This is a genomic window from Bacillus sp. CD3-5 (assembly GCF_006349665.1).
Taxonomy (GTDB): Bacteria; Bacillota; Bacilli; order Bacillales; family Bacillaceae_G; genus Bacillus_A; species Bacillus_A paranthracis.
On sequence record NZ_VEPX01000010.1, the window covers coordinates 178,943 to 199,443 of the forward strand.

Sequence of the window (20,501 nt, forward strand, 5' to 3'; positions counted from 1 at the left end):
TTTGTATTTTTATGTAGTGAATTATCAAATATTTTGTAGATAAAACAAAGATAAAATCCCCATTAAATTCCCTCTATGGCGATTATAAAGTTTCTGACAAATATTTTCAATATTTTCAGAAAACATTGTTGAATTGTGATATATTCGTATGCTAACTATGGAATTTTTACAAATATATTAAAAACATTACATAATATGACTAAATATTGAAAAAATATTGAATTTTTAATAAAATTCAATTTGTAATACATATTATTTATTAGGGGAGGAAATAAGGGATGAACAAGAAACCGTTCAAAGTTTTATCATCAATCGCTTTGACAGCTGTATTAGGTCTTTCATTCGGAGCGGGTGGCCAGTCTGCATATGCTGAAACGCCTGTTAATAAGACAGCTACGAGCCCAGTTGATGATCATTTAATTCCGGAAGAACGTTTAGCAGATGCGCTAAAAAAACGTGGGGTAATTGATTCGAAGGCTTCAGAGACAGAAACAAAGAAAGCTGTCGAAAAATACGTAGAGAACAAAAAGGGTGAAAACCCTGGGAAAGAAGTATCAAATGGGGACCCACTTACGAAAGAAGCATCTGACTTTTTAAAGAAAGTGAAAGATGCAAAAGCAGATACGAAAGAAAAGTTAGATAAACCTGCGACAGGAACACCTGCAGCGACAGGGCCAGTTAAGGGTGGTCTAAATGGTAAAGTACCAACATCTCCAGCAAAGCAAAAAGTGTACAACGGTGATGTTCGTAAAGATAAAGTACTCGTTCTACTTGTAGAGTACGCTGACTTTAAACATAACAATATCGATAAAGAACCTGGTTATATGTATTCGGAAGACTTTAACAAAGAACATTATGAAAAAATGTTATTCGGTAATGAGCCATTCACATTAGATGATGGAAGTAAAATTGAAACATTTAAACAATATTATGAAGAGCAATCTGGCGGTAGTTATACAGTAGACGGAACGGTTACAAAATGGTTAACAGTTCCTGGTAAAGCTGCTGATTACGGTGCGGATGCTGCAAGCGGCGGTCATGATAATAAAGGACCAAAAGGACCACGTGATTTAGTAAAAGATGCATTAAAAGCAGCTGTAGATAGCGGTATTGATTTATCAGAGTTCGACCAATTCGATCAATACGATGTAAATGGCGATGGAAATCAAAATCAACCGGACGGTTTAATCGATCACTTAATGATTATTCATGCAGGTGTTGGACAAGAAGCAGGCGGTGGTAAATTAGGTGACGATGCAATTTGGTCACATCGCTGGACTGTTGGACCGAAACCATTCCCAATCGAAGGCACACAAGCGAAAGTTCCGTATTGGGGAGGAAAGATGGCAGCATTTGACTACACAATTGAGCCAGAAGATGGCGCAGTTGGTGTATTCGCACATGAATATGGTCATGATTTAGGTCTTCCAGATGAGTATGATACACAATATAGCGGTCAAGGTGAGCCGATTGAATCTTGGTCTATTATGAGTGGCGGTAGCTGGGCTGGTAAAATTGCAGGAACAACGCCAACAAGTTTCTCACCGCAAAATAAAGAGTTTTTCCAAAAAACAATCGGTGGTAACTGGGCAAATATCGTAGAAGTAGATTACGAGAAATTAAATAAAGGTATCGGTTTAGCAACATATTTAGACCAAAGTGTTACGAAATCTAACCGTCCAGGTATGATTCGTGTAAACTTACCTGATAAAGATGTAAAAACAATTGCCCCAGCATTTGGTAAACAGTATTACTACAGCACAAAAGGTGACGATCTTCATACGAAGATGGAAACACCACTGTTCGATTTAACGAATGCAACGAATGCAAAATTTGATTTCAAATCATTATATGAAATTGAAGCAGAGTATGACTTCCTTGAAGTACATGCTGTAACAGAAGATGGTAAACAAACGTTAATTGAAAGACTTGGTGAGAAAGCTAATAGTGGAAATGCAGATTCGACAAATGGAAAATGGATTGACAAATCATATGACTTAAGCCAATTCAAAGGTAAGAAAGTAAAATTAACATTTGATTACATTACTGATGGTGGTTTAGCATTAAATGGATTTGCTCTTGATAATGCTTCATTAACAGTAGATGGTAAAGTAGTATTCTCTGATGATGCAGAAGGGACACCACAATTAAAATTAGACGGCTTCGTTGTATCTAACGGAACTGAGAAGAAAAAACATAACTATTATGTAGAGTGGAGAAACTATGCTGGTGCAGATAACGCATTGAAATTTGCACGCGGTCCAGTATTTAACACTGGTATGGTTGTATGGTATGCGGATTCAGCTTACACAGATAACTGGGTTGGCGTACACCCAGGACACGGTTTCCTTGGCGTAGTGGATTCTCATCCAGAAGCAATTGTAGGAACTTTAAATGGTAAACCGACAGTTAAGAGTAGTACACGATTCCAAATTGCTGATGCGGCGTTCTCATTCGACAAAACACCAGCTTGGAAAGTTGTATCTCCAACGCGTGGAACATTTACGTATGATGGCTTAGCGGGTGTACCGAAGTTTGATGATTCAAAAACGTATATTAATCAACAGATTCCAGATGCAGGGCGTATTTTACCGAATCTTGGCCTGAAGTTTGAAGTAGTAGGACAAGCTGATGATAATTCTGCAGGTGCTGTTCGTTTATATCGTTAATACAGTAAAACTACCGAGAGATTTGCTTTCGGTAGTTTTTTTTGTGAGCAATGAATTTTATATAAAAGAAGAAATTATATATAATGTAACTTTATGAATAGAAATTTATTATATATGAAGTCTATATAAATAATGAAAGAATTGGATAAAAATAGTGGGAGAAGGTGAATGAATGAATGTTTCTTCTATTGTAAATAAACAAAAAGCATATTTTTATAATGGCCATACGAGAAGTATAGAAGTGAGAAAGAATAATTTGAAGAAGCTTTATGAAGGCATTCAGCGTTTTGAAGAAGAAATATTTCAGGCGTTGAAATTAGATTTAAATAAGTCAGTTCATGAGTCGTTTACAACGGAAGTGGGATATGTATTAAAAGAAATTTCCTTTCAATTGAAGCATATTTCATCGTGGAGTAAACCGAAGCGTGTTCGAACAGCGCTGACTCATTTTGGATCAAAGGGGAAAGTAGTACCTGAACCGTACGGTGTGACACTTATTATTGCACCGTGGAACTATCCGTTTCAATTAGCAATTGCGCCACTTGTAGGAGCTCTAGCAGCTGGAAATACAATCGTTTTAAAACCGTCGGAGTTAACGCCAAACGTTTCCAAAGTGATTACAAGGATGTTAGAGGATTTATTCCAAGAAGAGCTTGTAGCGGTAGTAGAAGGCGGCGTTGAAGAGAGTACAGCTTTGCTGAAGGAACCATTTGATTATATTTTCTTCACAGGTAGTGTGGGCGTGGGGAAAGTTGTCATGGAAGCAGCAGCAAAACAGTTGACGCCGCTTACGTTAGAACTTGGCGGGAAAAGTCCATGTATTGTACATAAAGATGCGAAAATAGATGTAACGGCAAGAAGGATTGTGTGGGGAAAGTTTTTAAATTCAGGGCAAACGTGTGTAGCACCTGATTATATGTATGTGCATGCTTCCGTGAAAGAACAGTTAATTGAAGCGTTGCGACATGAAATTGCGGAGCAGTATGGGAAAGAGCCACTGCACAATGATAATTATGTACGAATTGTGAGTGAGCGTCATTTTGAACGTTTATGTACGTTTTTGAAAGATGGGAAAACTGTAATTGGTGGGAACTATAAAAAAGAGACTTTACATATAGAACCAACAGTGTTAACTAATGTTACATGGAAAAGTTCCGTTATGGAAGATGAAATTTTTGGTCCGATTTTACCAATCATAGAGTATGACAATATAGAAGATGTAATTGGCACAATCCAGCAACATCCGAAGCCGTTAGCGTTATATGTATTTTCTGAAGATAAAGAGGTACAAAAGAAAGTAACGAGTAATATTTCGTATGGCGGAGGCTGTATTAATGATGTCGTCTATCATCTTGCAACACCATATTTACCTTTTGGTGGCGTCGGAAGTAGTGGATTAGGGAGTTATCATGGGGAAGAAAGTTTTCGGACTTTTTCACATTATAAAAGCATTTTAGCCCAATCTACGGCATTCGATATGAAAATTCGCTACTCTTCTACAAAAAGTGCTTTAAAATTCATACGAAAGTTGTTAAAATGATGATGGTGTTTATCAGTAGGCGTAGCCGTATGATAAAAGCCCCTTCGCAATGGAAGGGGTTTTTCTGTTCGACATTATGTATCAGGCGAAAATGAATCAAACATACTACATAAAGAATAGAAGTGAACGCTTGCTAAATAACCATTTTTGTTTGGATCGAAACAAAAAATAGTCTATAGAACATAAATATTTATTCATGAATATAAAAATTTAAATTTGAGGTAGATAGGACGGGAAAATGAAAAAGATTATTAAAGTTGAAGCAGTAGAAAAACATTTTGGAAATCAAGTGATTATCCCACCGCTTTCTTTAGATATTAAAGAAGGGGAATTTTTAACTATTTTAGGACCGAGTGGTTGCGGGAAAACGACGTTACTTCGTATGATCGCAGGGTTTGAAACTCCAACTAAAGGGAATCTTTTATTAGATGATGAAAAGATTAACGATTTGCCACCATATAAGCGTCATATGAACCTAGTGTTCCAACATTATGCGCTATTCCCACATATGAATGTGGAGAAAAATATTTGTTTCGGTATGAAAATGCAGAAAGTACCGGCAGCAGAGCAGAAAGAGCGTGCTGAAGAGGCAATGCGTTTAACGCAGTTACTTGAGTTCCGTAATCGTAAACCTGCAAAGCTTTCTGGTGGACAGCAGCAGCGTGTAGCAATTGCGAGAGCGATTGTAAATAACCCGCGTGTATTATTACTAGACGAGCCACTTGGAGCATTAGACTTTAAGTTAAGAAAAGACTTGCAACGTGAATTGAAAAACTTACAACGTAATTTAGGAATTACGTTCATATACGTAACGCACGACCAAGAAGAAGCGATGAGCATGAGTGATCGTATCGTTGTTATGAATAAAGGCCATATTGAACAAATCGGAACGCCGAAAGAAATTTATAATAAGCCGAAAACGTTGTTCGTTGCGACATTTATCGGTGAAAATAATATTGTGAAAAACGGGGAAGGCTATGTAGCAATTCGCCCTGAAAATGTAAAAGTGCGTTCGGTTGAAGAGCAGATTTTAAAAGAATACCACCTTGGACATATTGAAGACATTGAGTTTGTTGGAAATATGGAAAAGCTTTATGTACGTGATGAGAAAACATCAGAATTACTAATGGCATATCAAACTGCTGAAGAAGCAGCGCAGTGGAGCATTGGAGATAATGTATACGTAGGCTGGGAGCAAGAGGACGAGGTGACCTTAAATTGAAAAAAGGGAAATTACTCGCACTACCTACAGTCGCGTGGCTGTTAAGCTTCTTCCTAATTCCCCTTCTGTTTGTATTGGCATTTGCCTTCATGCAGCGCGGAGCATATGGGACAGTGGAAATGCAATTTACATTAGAGAACATAGCACGTGTATTTGACCCATTATATATGGGGACGTTATGGGAAACAGTGAAAATTGCGGTTATTACGACAGTAATATGTTTACTAATTGGTTATCCATTTGCGTATACAATTACAATTGTTGATCGTAAATATCGTTCGATTCTTTTATTATTGGCAACGATCCCGTTTTGGATTAACTTCCTTGTTCGTTCATACGCATGGATTGTTATTTTACGTTCACAAGGTCTTGTAAACACATTGTTATTGAAGCTAGGCGTTATTAGTGAACCGTTAAATTTACTATACAATACACCTTCTGTAATACTTGGGATGGTATATTCTTTATTACCATTTATGATTTTACCGGTGTATGCAGCGATTGAGCAGCTTGATAAGCGTAAGCTAGAAGCAGCTTATGATTTAGGGGCAACACCAGTAAAGGCATTTTGGAATGTTACAGTACCAATGACGATGTCAGGGATTGCTACCGGTTCTATTTTAGTATTTGTTTCTTCTATCGGAATGTTTGTTGTATCAGACGTTATGGGTGGATCGAAAGTAGCATTAATCGGAAACGTAATTCAAAATCAATTCTTAGGAGCGCGTGATTGGCCGTTTGGATCTGCGTTATCTATGATTGTTGTTCTATTCTCTGTTCTGTTAATTTACTTATATTATCGTGCAACGAAAGTATATAAATATGATGGGAACGGAGGGGAATAGGCAAAAATGAAGAAGTTTTTAGTTTCTTATTCTTGGTTAATTTTATTGTTCTTGTATTTTCCAATGATGGTTTTAATGGTATATTCCTTCAATGATTCTCGCATTAATGCGGAATGGGAAGGGTTCACATTCCATTGGTATACAGATTTATTTCAAAAACAAGATGTTATTGATGCATTTGTAAATAGTATGACGATTGCGATTGTAACGACGATTGTAACGACTGTTCTTGGTGTGATTTTCGCAATTGCATTACATCGTTATAAATATCGTTATGAAGGGGCCATTAACGGTCTTGTGTATTTACCAATTTTAATTCCTGATATTTTAATGGGATTATCTTTACTTATTTTATTTAGTCAATTAGGTATGGAGCTTGGTAAAACAACAATTATTATTGCACACATTACTTTTAGCATTTCATTTGTTGTCGTTATTTTAGCAGCACGTCTTTCTGGTATGGGACGTGATTTAGAAGAGGCTGCGAATGATTTAGGAGCAACGCCGTGGCAAACATTTCGTTTTGTAACGTTCCCAGCGATTGCACCTGGAGTTATTTCGGCTGCATTATTAACATTCACATTATCAATTGATGATTTTGTAATTAGTTTCTTCGTATCAGGACCAGGATCAACAACATTGCCATTATACATTTACAGTATGGTTAAGCGCGGAGTATCACCAGAAATTAATGCACTTTCTACAATTTTAATTGTGGCTATCGTAGGATTAATGGTTCTATCTGAAATCTTCCGTAACAAAGGTGCAGATGGTGAAGAAAACTCTGGAGGACACCTTCCTTTATAATACGAACGATATAGAAAGTACGAGGAGGTAATAAAACCGATGAAATTAATGAAAAGATTAGCCGGCGCAGTAATTAGCTTTAGCCTTGTTGCTGGTGTACTTGCTGGTTGTGGTGAAAAAAAAGAAGAGTTAAACATTTATAGCTGGGCTGACAATTTTGATGAGCAAGTGCTAAGAGATTTTGAAAAGAAATATAACGTGAAAATTAACTATGATAAGTATGCAAGTAATGAAGAAATGTTTGCGAAATTACAAGCAGGTGGCGCGAAGTATGATTTAATTCAGCCGTCGGATTATATGGTTAAAACGATGGCGAAAATGGATTTATTAGCGCCGTTAGATAAAAAGAATATCCCAAATATCGAAAACATGATTTCTAATTTTAAAACACCTGCGTTTGATCCAGAGAATAAATATTCTTTAGTATATACTTGGGGCGTAACAGGTATTGCATACAATAAAAAGTATGTGAAGGAAGCACCTACAAGCTGGGCTGACTTATGGAATGAGAAATATAAAGGGCATGTAACTTTATTAAATGATTCTCGTGAAGTGTTAGGAATGGGTCTTAAGAAGCATGGATTCTCAAACAGCACGAAAGACGATGCACAGTTAAAGACAGCAGCAACTGATTTACAGAAGCTACTTCCAAACTTATTAGCATTTGATACAGATAATATTAAACAAAAATTCATTACAGAAGATGCTTGGATCGGAACAGTTTGGTCTGGGGATGCAGCATTTATCGCAAAAGATAATAAAGATGTAGAGTACGTTGTACCAAAAGAAGGCGGCACAATTTGGGCTGATACGTTAGCAATTCCAAAAGGTGCGAAAAACAAAGAGCTTGCAGAGAAGTTTATGAACTACTTATTAGATGAAAAAGTAAGTGTGAAAAACTACGAGTCAATTGGATACAGTAATCCAAATGAAAAAGCTCATCCTCTTCATAGTAAAGAATATCGTGAAAACCACATGATCTTCTTAACGAAAGAAGAATTAGATCGTACAGAATGGCTTGTTGATGTAGACGATAAGCTAAAAGACTACGACCGTTACTGGACAGAGTTAAAAACAAAAGGTAAATAAGTGAGAAAATGCGGTTTCTAAAGTAGAAATCGCATTTTTTCATAGTAGGAGGAAATCGTTTGAAGAAGAAGTTGCATCAATATGAGGTAATGTGTATCGGTTTATTATTTGCTGTATTTGGCATTGTTGCTTGGAGAGTACATGCTGGTGGCGTTACAGTGATGGATACATATGTCCGAGGATTAGTAAAAGGAGTACAAACAGAAGAGTCGTTTGCATTTTTCTCACATTATACAAAATTAGGGTCTGCCATTGGAATCGTAACTACGCTCATTATAAGTTTACTTGTTTTTTGGAGAAAACGTTATTTTGCTGCGATGATTGTATATCCTATGGGCATTTTAGTAACACATCTTGTGAATAAAGGAATAAAAGAAATTGTGAAAAGAGATCGTCCTTCGTTAAACGAAGCGTTGGATGCACTTGGGTATAGCTTCCCTAGTGGGCATGCGATGTTATCTATTATGACATTCGGGTTTCTTGCTTATATCATTGCAGCAAATTTGAAGAGTGTGACCGGAAAATATGTGATAACGCTTTTCATGGGAATAGTAATCGTATCGATTGGATTAAGTAGAGTCATTTTAAATGTACATTATCCAACTGATATTTTAGCAGGCTACTGCGTAGGTGGTATTTTATTAATTATGGCGATTTATTACCATCGTTTACTTACTGAGAGGTTTGCTCTTAATAAAGAGAGATAGAAAAACGTCTAGAAAAACTATTATTATAGTTTTTCTAGACGTTTTTTGTTTGTATGAAGATGTGATACATTATAAGTAACAATTGAATGATGTAAAGTAGGTGAAAATGTGTGAAAACAAATGTACATAAAGTAGATAAGTGGGGGAAGTTAGGCGCTTTTTTATATCAGTTTCGTTATACAGTAATTGTAGCATTATTATTGCTTGCGATGGCACTCGGTATTTTCGCTCCAAAGTTACCGGGAGTATTAGGTGGTGACGGTTTCCAAACAGAAGGAGACTATCAAAAAACGAAAGAAATTTTAGATAAAGATTTTAAGAGGTCTCAAGATACGCTCCTACTCGTTTTTGAAAAAAATAAAGGTGTTTCACATGAGGAATTTAAAAAGCAGTTAGAGGAAATTGTAAAGAATGTTCAAGAGAAAGAGACATATGAATCTTTCCATCATCCAGTGCAAAATAAAGAAATGTTACAAGATGATATCGGCTATGCGACAATTTTATTTTCCGGGAAAACAAATAAAGAACGAATGGAAAAGACATTACAATTTGCTGATAAAATTGAAAAGGAAAGTAATACTGCATTAAAAGTAACACCTACAGGGTTTCCGAAAATTAATAAAGAGATTAATGAAAGAACGCAAAATGATTTAAAAGTGGCAGAGATGATTGGGTTACCAATTGCATTTCTCGTATTACTATTTTCATTCGGTAGCCTTTTGGCATCTATTTTACCAATTGTAAATGGGGCACTTAGTGTTATTAGTACGATGGGCATATTATATTTTATAGGTAGCGATAAGGAACTATCTATCTTTGTGCTAAATGTTGCACCGATGATCGGACTTGCGTTATCTATTGATTTTGCGCTATTATTTGTAAATCGTTTTCGAGAGGAAGTTGCAAAGCGAACGGTAAAAGAAGCAATAGCAATTACATATCAGACAGCAGGGCGGGCAATCGTATTTTCAGGATTATGTGTATTCGTTGGCCTATCCGGTTTGTTTTTCTTTAAAATCGATTATATTCAGTCTGTCGCAATTAGTGGAATGATTGTTGTGATTATGAGTATTATATTCTCGCTCACACTCCTTCCAGCGCTATTATCCTTAATTGGTAAACGAATATTAAAAAAGAATCAAGTAGCACATACGCCGGCAAAGGCGTGGCGTACATTTGCACAATTTGTAATGAAACATCCAATTGCGATGATTATTGTTGTTACAACATTTATTGTGATTTGTTTATTACCATTACGTACAGCTAATTTACAGTTCCCTGACGTAGAAGCTTTACCTAAACAAAGTGATACAAGAATTGCATATGAGAAGTACGAAGAGGCATTTAATAAAACTGCAAAAACACATGCTGATGCTACGTTAGTGGTAGAGACGAAAAAAGATATGAAAGAAAAAGAAAGTTTACAAAAGGTAGAAGAAGTCGTTCAAAAGTTAAAAGATGATAAGAAAGTATATGAAGTAAGAAGTTTATACGACAGTTTAAATGGAATGAAATCAGATCAAGTTGCGGGGATGTTACAGTCGCCAGAAGCTGCTAAAATAGCTCCGGTATTTGAATCGTATACGAAAGGAAATAAGACAACAATCGAAGTCTTTTTACATACAAAACCACGTACAGAAATTGCGAAACAGTGGGTGCGTGATTTTAAACAAAATTATAAAGAAACGAATGTTACGTATTATCTAGGCGGAATGACGACGTTCCAACAAGAGTTAGAAGATGAAATTAAAGATAAAGTTGCAATTGGTATGTCTGTTATATTTGGATCGACTTTTGTTATATTATTATTTGCATTTCGATCTATACTCATTCCAATTAAGGCGATTATTATGAATATACTTAGTTTAAGCGCAACAATTGGAATTGTTGTTTGGTTATTCGAAGGTGGTCATTTTGGTTTAGAAGCAAGTCCAGTTCTATTTGTTTTACCAATCTTCATTTTCGGCCTCGTCTTTGGGCTTAGCATGGATTATGAAGTCTTTCTTATTTCACGTATCTATGAATTATATGAAGAAACAGGAGATAACGATCAGGCGACGTTAGAAGGACTTGTTTCAACAAGTAGAATTATTACATCAGCTGCATTAATTATGATCGTTGTAACGGGCGCATTCGCCTTTACTGATATTTTACCAGTAAGACAAATGGGGCTTGGTGTTGCATTAGCAATATTCCTTGATGCAACAATTATTCGTCTTATGCTTGTACCAAGTTTAATGAAATTGTTTGGAGACTGGAATTGGTGGTTACCATTTCGAAAGAAAAGAGAAAAATCATTATAAAAAATACTCATCTATAAGATGAGTATTTTTTTATGAATAGCAAGACCTACATTTTGCAAATAGTATGTGATAAGAACATTACATATAAGTAGGTGAAGGCAATGTTTCGTTATTTTAAGTTTAAGCTAAATGATACAGTACAGTTTGCAGAAAATGATGGGCATTTGTATCGCATTGTCGGTTATCGGTTAGAAAAAGGGTTTTATCCAAAAGATGAATGGACTCATATCATTTATGAATTGCTTAGAGATTTTGATGGGTATACGATGGATGCGGAAGAAGAGGAACTTGTAAAGGTCATTCAAGTAGAGGATGAGTATTACAAAATACAAGAAGTATCGGGCTATCGTTATCCGGTAAAAATGAAGCAAAAACAACAAGTGATGAAAACAGAAAAGATGGATGACTTATTAGATACGTATAACGATTATAAGAGATTGGCGGATTTCTTTAAAGATTTATCGTATGAACAAAAAGCGGAAGAAGTGTTGCAGGAAATGAGAAGGCGTAGAGCGTGAAGGGCAGTCTATTATAAGACTGTCCTCTATTTTTGACGGTGCATCAAAGTGTATTTTCCGTTACAATGAGAGAATCAATAGAAATAAGGTGATACAGTATGGAAACGAAGAAGAAGGGCGAATGGTGCGAAATTACTGTGCCAGTGAAATGGAATGGTATAAGCATCGAGTCGCTATTAAAAATAGAATGGGAAATACCGAAAAAGTTGTTACATCAGCTTCGTATGGAAAAAGGTGTTACTGTTAACGGAGAACAGAGAAGATGGAATGAGCTTTTAAAAGAAGGCGATAAGTTACAAGTTCATATGTTTATGGAGGAAGAATACGGTGTAGAGCCTGAATATGGTGAATTACATGTAGTATATGAAGACGATCATGTACTCATTGTCAATAAGCCTGAGAAGATGGATACGCACCCTGCTGAAAAAGGTGGGATGGGAACTCTTGCAAATCTTGTTGCCTTTCATTTTCAAATGCAAGGTTTAGAGACGAAGGTTCGTCATATTCATCGGTTAGATAAAGATACGACAGGTGGTGTCGTGTTTGCCAAACATAGAATTGCTGGTGCAATTATGGATCGTTTATTAATGGAACGAAAAATTAAAAGAACATATGCAGCTCTTGTAGAAGGCAAAGTGAAAAAGAAGCAAGGAACGATTGACGCGGCTATCGGAAGAGATCGCCATCATGCGACGAGACGACGTGTTTCTCCAAAGGGAGATCAAGCAATTACATATTATAAAGTAGAGAAGTACTTTAGAAAACAAAATGTTACGCTTGTAACGTTACAATTAGAAACTGGTAGAACCCATCAAATTCGTGTTCATATGAGCTATAATGGTAATCCGTTAGTTGGGGATGTTTTATATGGTGGAGGAACGAAATATATGTCTAGGCAAGCGTTACATGCGATGAAGATAAACTTTTTACATCCAATTACGAAAGAAGAGATTGAAGTGGATGTACCATTTCCTACAAAATTAAATGACAAAATGAAAGAATTTCAAAGAGTAAATGCGTAAAGTGTAAGTTTAAATTTGAGAAAAGTAGATTTTTGCAGGAATTTCTCTAAAAGAAGCGAAGCCGTTAAGAGAAAAGAGAGGTGAGAATCACTTGATCAAATATAAATATATACTAGGAATATTTTTCGCTTGTCTTTTAGTTACTCTATGTCTCTATCCATATTTACCAGAGCATTTGGCGGTACATTGGGATGGAAATGGTCGGCCAAACGAGTTTATGAGTAAAAAAGTTGTTATAGCACTTATTCCTTGTCTTATTATTTTCTTACATGGATTGATGTATATTATTTCACATAATATATATAAGTTTAATGAAGACGAGCATGTCATTATAAGTGGATTTCTAAAGACGATTACTTTATTTATGTTGTTTATCCATATGCTCATTCTTTTTATTAATTTTGGAAGCATGATATCCTTTCAAACAGGACTAACAATTGGGATTAGTATGTTTCTCTTTATGCTTAGTAAGGCGTTTAAAAAAGTTCAGAGTACGGAAAAAGACTCAATCAAATTAAAAAAAATCCGTTTAGTGAGTAGACGGATTTTTCAAGTGATGGCATGTAGTATATTGTTTTCATTGTTTTTGAACTTGAAATGGGGATTTTATGTGTTACTTAGCGTAATAAGTGGTGGTTCTATTTTGTTTATGTTCTACGCTTTATACTCATACATAATAGAAAGTTATGAAACGTAAAAAAGAGTCTTCTCATTATGAGAAGACTCTTTTAATCTATTTACTTCGTAATAAATTGTTGTGTCCAGTAGTTGCCGCTCTCTACATAGCCAACACCGATGTGAGTGAAGCCATTATTTAAGATGTTTGCACGGTGTCCAGCACTGTTCATCCAAGCTTGTACTACTTCTTCAGGTGTACGTTGGCCTTGGGCGATGTTTTCACCTGCAGATGTATAAGAAATACCAAATTTCTTCATCATGTCAAACGGAGACCCGTATGTAGGGCTGTTATGATCAAAGTAGTTATTTTTTTGCATATCTTCAGATTTAATGCGTGCTACTTTGCTTAATTCAGTGTCGATTTTTAAAGCTGGTAAACCTTGTTTTGCACGCTCAGCGTTTGTTAATTCAACAACACGTTGTTCGAACTCGCTTAAAGATTTTGCTTCTTCAGCAGGCTTTTGCTCAGCTGGTTTTTGTTCAGCCGGTTTTTGCGTATTATTGTTTTCAGCAGGCTTTTGAGCTTCTGGTTTTTGAACTTCTTCAGCAGGCTTTTGCTCGGCAGGTTTTTGCTCAGCAGGCTTTTGAGTTTCTGGCTTAGCTGTCGGTTGCTCAATTACAACATTTTCAGTAGGTTGTTGACCAGGAATAATGCAATTTGGTTGGAAGTTTCCTTGTTGCCATTGTGCTAATGACTCAACGCCCATAGATTGTAAGAATGCTTGTAATTCTTGTTGGCTCATTTGCTTCATCATCACTTTTGAATGCTGAATATTTTGAACCTTTATGTTAGATGGTTGTACTGTTGCAGCTTGTGCATCTAGAGAAGATACTCCTAAAGTAAGAGCCGTTGCAGCAGCTACAGATAATAAAACACGCTTTTTCATGATGTGTGTCCCCCTATATAAAGTTTTAATTTGTTTTCACACGATTTGTTTTTGACAGCCTGTCTGACTGACAAATTCATCGTAGCATAGATTTTGTGAGAAAAAAGATGGAAAAAAATTCATAGACTTAAAATTTACCTAATTTATCCTAAGAGGGGAAAAGGGGAAAAATAAGAGAAACATAGAGTATAAAAGGAATTTTCAGCATTTTTATACTTGGTTATAAGACGCGGTTTTTGGATAAATGTACCTATATTGAAAATGAAGAATCCTATTGTATCAATGGTTTGAGCGTTTTTTTGAGGAATATACTGGATTGATTTTTACAAAACTGTAATGTTTCTGTTGTTCTTTTTTATAATAAAGTAACATATTTTTAATGTTGTAGCGGACAAAAAAGCGGCTATCTCTTTACATAGACGAAGGAGATAGCCGTTTTCCTATTATTACGTATGTTACGAGTTATTACGAGTTGGTTTCAATTGCTTCTAATAATAAATCAACGATGTGAATTCCTCTCATTTTATGAGAAAGACCTTCTCGTTCAATGCCTAATTTCATTTGTAATAAACAACCTGGATTTGCAGTAACAATGGTTGCTGCTTCTGTTTCATGCACACGGTCCATTTTGTAATCTAGAAATTCCATAGATAGTTCTGAATGAACAATGTTATAAATACCAGCAGAACCACAGCAGCGATCTGCATCTTTCATTTCACGGTATGTTGCGCCTTGAATTGCTTCTAGTAACATACGAGGTTCTGAAGATGTTCGCATAACATTGCGTAAGTGACAAGAGTCTTGATACGTAATAACTTGCGGCGTGACTCGTAAGTCATTACGTTTATGGAAATCTAGTTCTACTAGAATAGCAGTAATATCTTTAATTTTAGAAACGAACTGCTTTGCACGTTCAGCCCACTGTGGATCATCTTTTAAAAGATAATCATAGTCCACGAGGTAAGCTCCGCAACCACCAGCATTCGTAATAATATAGTCGATGTTTAAATCTTCGAATGCTTTTATATTGCGTTTTGCTAATTCTTTTGCTCCATTTTTCTCACCAGCATGTCCATGTAATGCCCCGCAGCAACTTTGTGTTTTTGGAATAACGATATCACAACCAGCTAACTGAAGTAGTTTCATCGTTGCGTTATTTGTTTCTAAAAACATCGTATCCATTAAACAACCTGTGAAGAATGCAACTTGTTTCTTTTTTGTAATTTCAGCAGGTAAAAATTCAGGGCGATCTTTCATTGCTTTCATTTTTGGGACTTTTGGTAAAACGAGATCCATTGTTGCAAGTGTTTCAGGGAATAACTTCATAATTCCTGTTTTGTGTGTTAGCGTTTGTAAACCGGAACGTTGGTAAAATCCGATTAATCCTGTTAATGTTCTCATTCGATTTTGATGCGGGAAAAGTCCTTCAAAAACGACTTTACGAACAGCTCTCACTGGCATTGAAAACTTTTTGTTTTGATTTATAATATCACGAGCTTCTTCTAATAAATGTCCATAATTCACACCAGATGGACAAACAGGTTCACAAGCACGGCAGCCGAGGCAAACATTTAATGTGTTTTCAACATCTTTATCTGGCTCAATTAAGCCGTCGACGACCGCTTTCATTAATGCGATACGTCCACGCGGGGAATGTGATTCTTTATATCCAGATTGAATGTAAGTAGGGCAAGTTGGTAAGCAGAAACCGCATCGCATACAGTTTAGTAGTTCATCTTCACTTAATCGTTCTTTAAATTCCTTTTGAATGTTTTCTTTATTTAATGTTGTCATCGCTCAACCACCACTCTTTTGCGAGTATCCTTCGCGAACATCTTTCCTGGATTCATAATGTTATTTGGATCGAAGGCTTGTTTAATTCCTTGCATAGCAGCAATACCTTCTTTACCTAACTTCATTTCTAAATACGGAGCCTTCATCGCACCAACACCATGTTCACCAGTAATCGTGCCACCAAGTTCAATTGCTTTCGCAAATATTTCAGCAAAAGCTTGTTCAGCTCGGTGCATTTCTTCTTCGTTGCGAGCATCTGTCATACAAGTTGGGTGTAGGTTGCCATCGCCAGCATGGCCAAACGTACAAATAGGAATATTATATTTTTTGGCAATGGCATTAATAGCTTCAACCATCGGAGCAATCTGTGAGCGTGGTACCGTTGCATCTTCTAATATTGTAGTAGGTTTTAATCTTGCCAGTGCTGACAGTGCACTACGGCGAGCTGTCCGAAGCGCATCTGCTTCCGCTTCATCTTTTGCGACGCGAACATCAACTGCATTCATGGAACGACAAACGTTAGCCATTTTTTCAATATCTCGATTAACAACTTCAGGCGGACCGTCTTGTTCAATTAATAAAATTGCTTTTACGTCAGTTGGTAAACCGATTTGAGCAAACTCTTCTACTACTTCAATTGTCGGCTGGTCTAAAAACTCAAGTGTCGCTGGAATGATTTTATTTGCAATAATAGAAGAAACAGCACGTGCAGCTTCATTAATATCTTCATAGAGTGCAAGCATCGTTTTCTTTGTTTCAGGCATAGGAACAAGTTTTAATATTGCTTCTGTTACGACGCCAAGTGTTCCTTCAGAACCGATAAATAAACGAGTTAAATCGTAACCAGCTACATCTTTTGCTAATTTACCACCAGTGCGAATCATATCACCATTTGGTAAGACAAGTTCAAGCCCCATCACATAATCACGTGTTACGCCATATTTTAATCCACGTAATCCACCCGAGTTTTCATTAATGTTACCACCAATTGTAGAAATTTTCATTGAGCTTGGATCTGGTGGATAAAATAAACCTTTTTCTTCTACTGCTTTAATAATATCAAGCGTAATCACACCAGCTTGTACAGTAATTGTTAAATTTTCTTCATCAATTTCTAAAATGTTATTCATATGGCGGAAGATAAGGACGATACCGCCTTCAAGTGGACATGTCCCTGCGCAAAGATTTGTTCCAGACCCACGAACATATACAGGGATTTTGTGAGTGTTACATACTTTTAATACTTCAGCTACTTCATTTGTATTACGAGGAGCAATGACTGCATCAGGCATTGCTTGGAAGTTTGGAGTGGCATCATAACTATACGTTAAACGCCCCATATTGGATGTATCTACATTATCTTCGCCAACAATGGATACGAATGAATCAATAATTTGTTTTTCTAACATTGGAAATCCCCCTCAAACTGTTAACGTAATGAGTCATAATAAAAAACGTTGTCACAGTGCTTTCATTATAATGATAAAAAAGTCGGGGGATTCTTTCTATGTATAATCATCTAAAGATTAATCATTTTTATCGTTCTTTTTTGTTTGATTATCTAATAAGAGGAGCGAGAAATATAAAATATTTAAGTCTTTGAATTGTTTCGGATCAAGTCCTGTATACTCCTCAATCTTTTTAAGTCTGTAATGCAATGTGTTAATGTGTATATGTAATTGCTGCGCTGTTTGTTTATAGGATTGGTTATAATCGATAAATAAACGTAAAGTGTGCATAAGCTCAGGTGATGATAGTAAGTTTTCGATGGTGCGCTTTAGAAACTGTTCCCGCGTTTCCGCAGAAATATCTTGTAAGCACATTTCTAAACGTAAATCCTCATTAAATACAATTTTTTTTGTTTCAAGTGATACGGAAAGAGCTTGTAATGCTTGTTCGTATGATAAGCTCATATTGCTTGGCGTAACGGATTTTCCAATCCCGATATATAAAGGAATAGAAAACAAAGTTTCACAGTCTTGTTTTAATCGTTTTAAAAATTGATATGTTTGCTCTTTGGAGTTCGTGGCTGTAAATAAAATGAATCGATCATTTCCCCAGCGAATAAATAGATGCTCCTTTGTTAATAGATTGCGTACATGTTGCCAAATCTTACGCTGAAGCATCGTGTCATTTCGATCGATAGAGAACAAAATAAGTTGTTTTTTCTTATATAAATCAATACCAAGTGTTTTGGCACGATCGAGAAAGTTTGGAGACCAGTCTGTATTTTGAAGCCAATCAAAGACAAATGCCTCATAAGAACGGTGTTCAAGTTCTAGTTGCTCTAAAAAGTAGTTTTCATGGATGAGTAGTTCGGTCATTTTACGTAATATTTCTCCGTATTGTGAAATATTTTCAGGTTCACCTGTAATTCCAATGACACCAATTACTTCGTCATGGAATAGTAAAGGGAGATTCATACCTGCCTTTACGCCTTGCAAACGTCGTTCATCCTCTTTTGTAATAATGACAGTTTTCTTTTGTTTTGCGCAGCGGAGTGCGCCTTCATGAAATTGGCCGATTCTTTCTATATCTGTACTTGCAATAATAACGCCTTGTATATTAATGATAATAATATTTTCTTTAATTAGCCTGCGTACTTCTCGTACAATTTTATTCGCTAAATCAGGAAAAAGCATAATTGGCACACCTCAAATTCTATTTGTTGTACATTATATATGTAAATGAAGTAAGAAAGGGAAATTTCACACTTTCCACACATTTATTTGTTATTTTACAATTATAACGAAATCATCCGAAGATGGAGGGGATCTTTTGAGAAAGTATGTTTTTCTTCTCTGTTTTTTATTTCTATTAGTAGGGTGTCAAGGAAGTTCCTATACATCGATTGCTAAAGATAAAAGCGTTATTATAACAACGAATATAAAAGAAGGTAGCCTTAGTTTTATTGATAAACATACTAAAAAGTTAATTACGACATGGGAACTTAACGAACCAATGGCAGGGATTGCACTACTTCCAAATGGTGAGGACATACTTATATATGGTAAGCAGTTAGAGTACATGTATGTATATTCACTAGCAGAAGGAAGGCAAGTGGAAAAATATAAAACAGGAAAAGGCATTGTAAATGTAGTCGTATCAGAAGATAAAAAGCAATTATTTGCTGCCGATCAAAATGCCCAAAAGATAAGGTTCTTTACGATAAAAGGTAAAGAGACAGGAAGTGTGTCAACTGGAAAAGGGCCAATAACGATGGTAGAGTACCATAACCAGTTATCTGTATTAAACTTTTATGATACGAAGCTAACGACAATTGATTCAAAGAAAAAAGAAGTGATACAAACCTTTATGATTCCCCCAGCGTCAACGGGAGCGACAATTAGTCCGGATGGGAAAGAAATATGGATTGGTGGACATGGTGATGGAAATCAAGTCAATGAGAAAGTATTAGTGTATTCTTTGCAGAGCGGAGAAATGGTACGTTCTTTACACGCTCCTTTTATGCCTGTGAATATAACGAAGGATAATAAGTACGTATATGCATTAAGTCACGGTTCAAATACGCTTAGAAAGTTTGATGTTAGCACGTATAAAGAGGTAGATTCTGTAGAAGTAGGATCGAACCCATTTGCATTTTTGAAGAGCGGAGCAGAAGGGTACGTAGCAAGTTATGATAGTGATGAAGTTTGCGTCATGGATATGAAGAACTTGAAAATAAAACAAACAATTAAAGTCGGAAAAGGGCCGTTTCAACTCATAGAGAGGGAAGGAGAGGACAATGAATAAATATAGGGTATTAGTTGTAGATGATGAAAGTGATATGAGGCAACTTGTTGGAATGTACTTAGATAATTTCGGATACGAGTGGGGAGAAGCTGAAAATGGAAAAGAAGCTCTAAAAAAATTAGAGACAAATCATTATGATTTCGTTGTACTAGATATTATGATGCCAGAGATGGATGGACTTTCAGTTTGTAAAGAAATTAGAAAAACGTCAGATGTACCAATAATATTTTTAACAGCAAAAGGTGAAGAGTGGAATAGGGTGAACGGCTTACGTATGGGAGCAGATGATTATATTGTAAAGCCATTTAGTCCTGGTGAATTAATTGCTCGTATGGAAGCTGTATTAAGGCGTTATACAAAGCAAGAGCAACAAGAGGAATTTCAGTTTGGGCCGATCCTTATTAATGAAAAAAGTAGGAAAATTGAGGTGGATGGTGAGCCAATTTCTCTTACAGTAAAAGAGTTTGATTTACTCTATTTTCTTTGCCAACATACGGGACAAGTATTTAGCCGAGAACAATTGCTGGAAAAGGTATGGGGATATGATTATGCCGGAAGTACAAGAACCGTAGATACGCACGTGAAAACGATGCGTTTGAAGCTTGGAGAAAGTGGAAACTACATTCAAACTGTTTGGGGTGTAGGCTATAAATTTGAGGTGTAACGT

At 36.1% G+C, this 20,501-nt stretch carries 17 protein-coding genes; 13 read left to right on the forward strand and 4 right to left on the reverse strand.

Going from position 1 to position 20,501, the window contains the following annotated elements; translation table 11 throughout:
* Nucleotides 1-278: 278 nt before the first annotated feature.
* From inhA1 to FH036_RS19305, 11 genes are all read left to right on the forward strand, one after another.
* Complete coding sequence (inhA1, locus tag FH036_RS19255; RefSeq protein ID WP_001035921.1) at nt 279-2,669, forward strand: M6 family metalloprotease immune inhibitor InhA1; 2,391 nt, start codon at nt 279-281, stop codon at nt 2,667-2,669.
* A gap of 172 nt (nt 2,670-2,841) precedes the next feature.
* The gene (locus FH036_RS19260) at nt 2,842-4,209 is read left to right on the forward strand and encodes an aldehyde dehydrogenase (protein ID WP_044792788.1); all 1,368 of its coding nucleotides are present in this window, start codon (nt 2,842-2,844) and stop codon (nt 4,207-4,209) included.
* Between the two features lie 238 nt (nt 4,210-4,447).
* Nucleotides 4,448-5,431, forward strand: coding sequence for a spermidine/putrescine ABC transporter ATP-binding protein PotA (gene potA / locus FH036_RS19265; protein ID WP_000720320.1), 984 nt, complete (start codon nt 4,448-4,450; stop codon nt 5,429-5,431).
* On the forward strand, nt 5,428-6,276 hold the full coding sequence (gene potB / locus FH036_RS19270) for a spermidine/putrescine ABC transporter permease PotB (protein WP_000715504.1): 849 nt from the start codon (nt 5,428-5,430) through the stop codon (nt 6,274-6,276). The genes potA and potB overlap by 4 nt, the downstream gene beginning before the upstream one ends.
* A gap of 6 nt (nt 6,277-6,282) precedes the next feature.
* Nucleotides 6,283-7,083, forward strand: a complete 801-nt coding sequence (gene potC, locus FH036_RS19275; protein ID WP_000714198.1) for a spermidine/putrescine ABC transporter permease PotC — start codon at nt 6,283-6,285, stop codon at nt 7,081-7,083.
* 39 nt (nt 7,084-7,122) lie between these two features.
* A complete protein-coding gene (potD, locus tag FH036_RS19280) occupies nt 7,123-8,172 on the forward strand; it encodes a spermidine/putrescine ABC transporter substrate-binding protein PotD (protein ID WP_000772507.1) in 1,050 nt (349 codons plus the stop codon).
* Between the two features lie 59 nt (nt 8,173-8,231).
* Nucleotides 8,232-8,879 (forward strand): phosphatase PAP2 family protein, encoded by a 648-nt coding sequence (locus tag FH036_RS19285; protein ID WP_000727789.1) that lies wholly within the window; start codon nt 8,232-8,234, stop codon nt 8,877-8,879.
* A gap of 110 nt (nt 8,880-8,989) precedes the next feature.
* Nucleotides 8,990-11,182, forward strand: a complete 2,193-nt coding sequence (locus FH036_RS19290; RefSeq protein ID WP_139896132.1) for an MMPL family transporter — start codon at nt 8,990-8,992, stop codon at nt 11,180-11,182.
* A 101-nt stretch (nt 11,183-11,283) separates the two neighbouring features.
* Nucleotides 11,284-11,700 carry a hypothetical protein gene (locus FH036_RS19295; RefSeq protein ID WP_000490288.1) on the forward strand — a complete coding sequence of 139 codons (417 nt, stop codon included), beginning with the start codon at nt 11,284-11,286 and terminating at the stop codon, nt 11,698-11,700.
* 98 nt (nt 11,701-11,798) lie between these two features.
* Entirely contained in the window at nt 11,799-12,722 is a 924-nt protein-coding gene (locus FH036_RS19300; RefSeq protein ID WP_139896133.1) for an RluA family pseudouridine synthase, read from the forward strand.
* Nucleotides 12,723-12,813: 91 nt separating this feature from the next.
* Nucleotides 12,814-13,419 carry a DUF1648 domain-containing protein gene (locus FH036_RS19305; protein ID WP_000598988.1) on the forward strand — a complete coding sequence of 202 codons (606 nt, stop codon included), beginning with the start codon at nt 12,814-12,816 and terminating at the stop codon, nt 13,417-13,419.
* Nucleotides 13,420-13,459: 40 nt separating this feature from the next.
* Here FH036_RS19305 and FH036_RS19310 read toward each other — a convergent pair whose 3' ends face one another.
* The 4 genes from FH036_RS19310 to FH036_RS19325 all read right to left on the reverse strand — a co-directional run bounded on the left by FH036_RS19310 (nt 13,460) and on the right by FH036_RS19325 (nt 18,723).
* On the reverse strand, nt 13,460-14,287 hold the full coding sequence (locus FH036_RS19310) for a CAP domain-containing protein (protein WP_139896134.1): 828 nt from the start codon (nt 14,285-14,287) through the stop codon (nt 13,460-13,462).
* 465 nt (nt 14,288-14,752) lie between these two features.
* Nucleotides 14,753-16,081: a (Fe-S)-binding protein gene (locus FH036_RS19315; RefSeq protein ID WP_139896135.1), complete on the reverse strand. Its 1,329-nt coding sequence runs from the start codon at nt 16,079-16,081 to the stop codon at nt 14,753-14,755.
* The gene (glcD, locus tag FH036_RS19320) at nt 16,078-17,490 is read right to left on the reverse strand and encodes a glycolate oxidase subunit GlcD (protein WP_000890742.1); all 1,413 of its coding nucleotides are present in this window, start codon (nt 17,488-17,490) and stop codon (nt 16,078-16,080) included. Before glcD ends, FH036_RS19315 begins: the two co-directional genes overlap by 4 nt.
* 117 nt (nt 17,491-17,607) lie before the next feature.
* The gene (locus FH036_RS19325) at nt 17,608-18,723 is read right to left on the reverse strand and encodes a CdaR family transcriptional regulator (RefSeq protein WP_000898627.1); all 1,116 of its coding nucleotides are present in this window, start codon (nt 18,721-18,723) and stop codon (nt 17,608-17,610) included.
* Nucleotides 18,724-18,859: 136 nt separating this feature from the next.
* Between FH036_RS19325 and FH036_RS19330 the strand changes: the two genes are divergently transcribed.
* Together FH036_RS19330 and FH036_RS19335 are read left to right on the forward strand one after the other, a co-directional pair.
* Nucleotides 18,860-19,834, forward strand: coding sequence for a YncE family protein (locus FH036_RS19330; protein ID WP_001234171.1), 975 nt, complete (start codon nt 18,860-18,862; stop codon nt 19,832-19,834).
* Complete coding sequence (locus FH036_RS19335; protein ID WP_001046403.1) at nt 19,827-20,498, forward strand: response regulator transcription factor; 672 nt, start codon at nt 19,827-19,829, stop codon at nt 20,496-20,498. The genes FH036_RS19330 and FH036_RS19335 overlap by 8 nt, the downstream gene beginning before the upstream one ends.
* Nucleotides 20,499-20,501: the final 3 nt, after the last annotated feature.

What these genes read in the sequence shown, in the direction of transcription:
- FH036_RS19325 (WP_000898627.1), bottom strand. Translation starts at nt 18,723, where the DNA reads ATGCTTTTTCCTGATTTAGCGAATAAAATTGTACGAGAAGTACGCAGG.
- FH036_RS19300 (WP_139896133.1), top strand. Translation starts at nt 11,799, where the DNA reads ATGGAAACGAAGAAGAAGGGCGAATGGTGCGAAATTACTGTGCCAGTG.
- potC (WP_000714198.1), top strand. Translation starts at nt 6,283, where the DNA reads ATGAAGAAGTTTTTAGTTTCTTATTCTTGGTTAATTTTATTGTTCTTG.
- FH036_RS19310 (WP_139896134.1), bottom strand. Translation starts at nt 14,287, where the DNA reads ATGAAAAAGCGTGTTTTATTATCTGTAGCTGCTGCAACGGCTCTTACT.
- FH036_RS19295 (WP_000490288.1), top strand. Translation starts at nt 11,284, where the DNA reads ATGTTTCGTTATTTTAAGTTTAAGCTAAATGATACAGTACAGTTTGCA.
- FH036_RS19315 (WP_139896135.1), bottom strand. Translation starts at nt 16,081, where the DNA reads ATGACAACATTAAATAAAGAAAACATTCAAAAGGAATTTAAAGAACGA.
- potA (WP_000720320.1), top strand. Translation starts at nt 4,448, where the DNA reads ATGAAAAAGATTATTAAAGTTGAAGCAGTAGAAAAACATTTTGGAAAT.
- glcD (WP_000890742.1), bottom strand. Translation starts at nt 17,490, where the DNA reads ATGTTAGAAAAACAAATTATTGATTCATTCGTATCCATTGTTGGCGAA.
- FH036_RS19260 (WP_044792788.1), top strand. Translation starts at nt 2,842, where the DNA reads ATGAATGTTTCTTCTATTGTAAATAAACAAAAAGCATATTTTTATAAT.
- potD (WP_000772507.1), top strand. Translation starts at nt 7,123, where the DNA reads ATGAAATTAATGAAAAGATTAGCCGGCGCAGTAATTAGCTTTAGCCTT.
- FH036_RS19335 (WP_001046403.1), top strand. Translation starts at nt 19,827, where the DNA reads ATGAATAAATATAGGGTATTAGTTGTAGATGATGAAAGTGATATGAGG.
- inhA1 (WP_001035921.1), top strand. Translation starts at nt 279, where the DNA reads ATGAACAAGAAACCGTTCAAAGTTTTATCATCAATCGCTTTGACAGCT.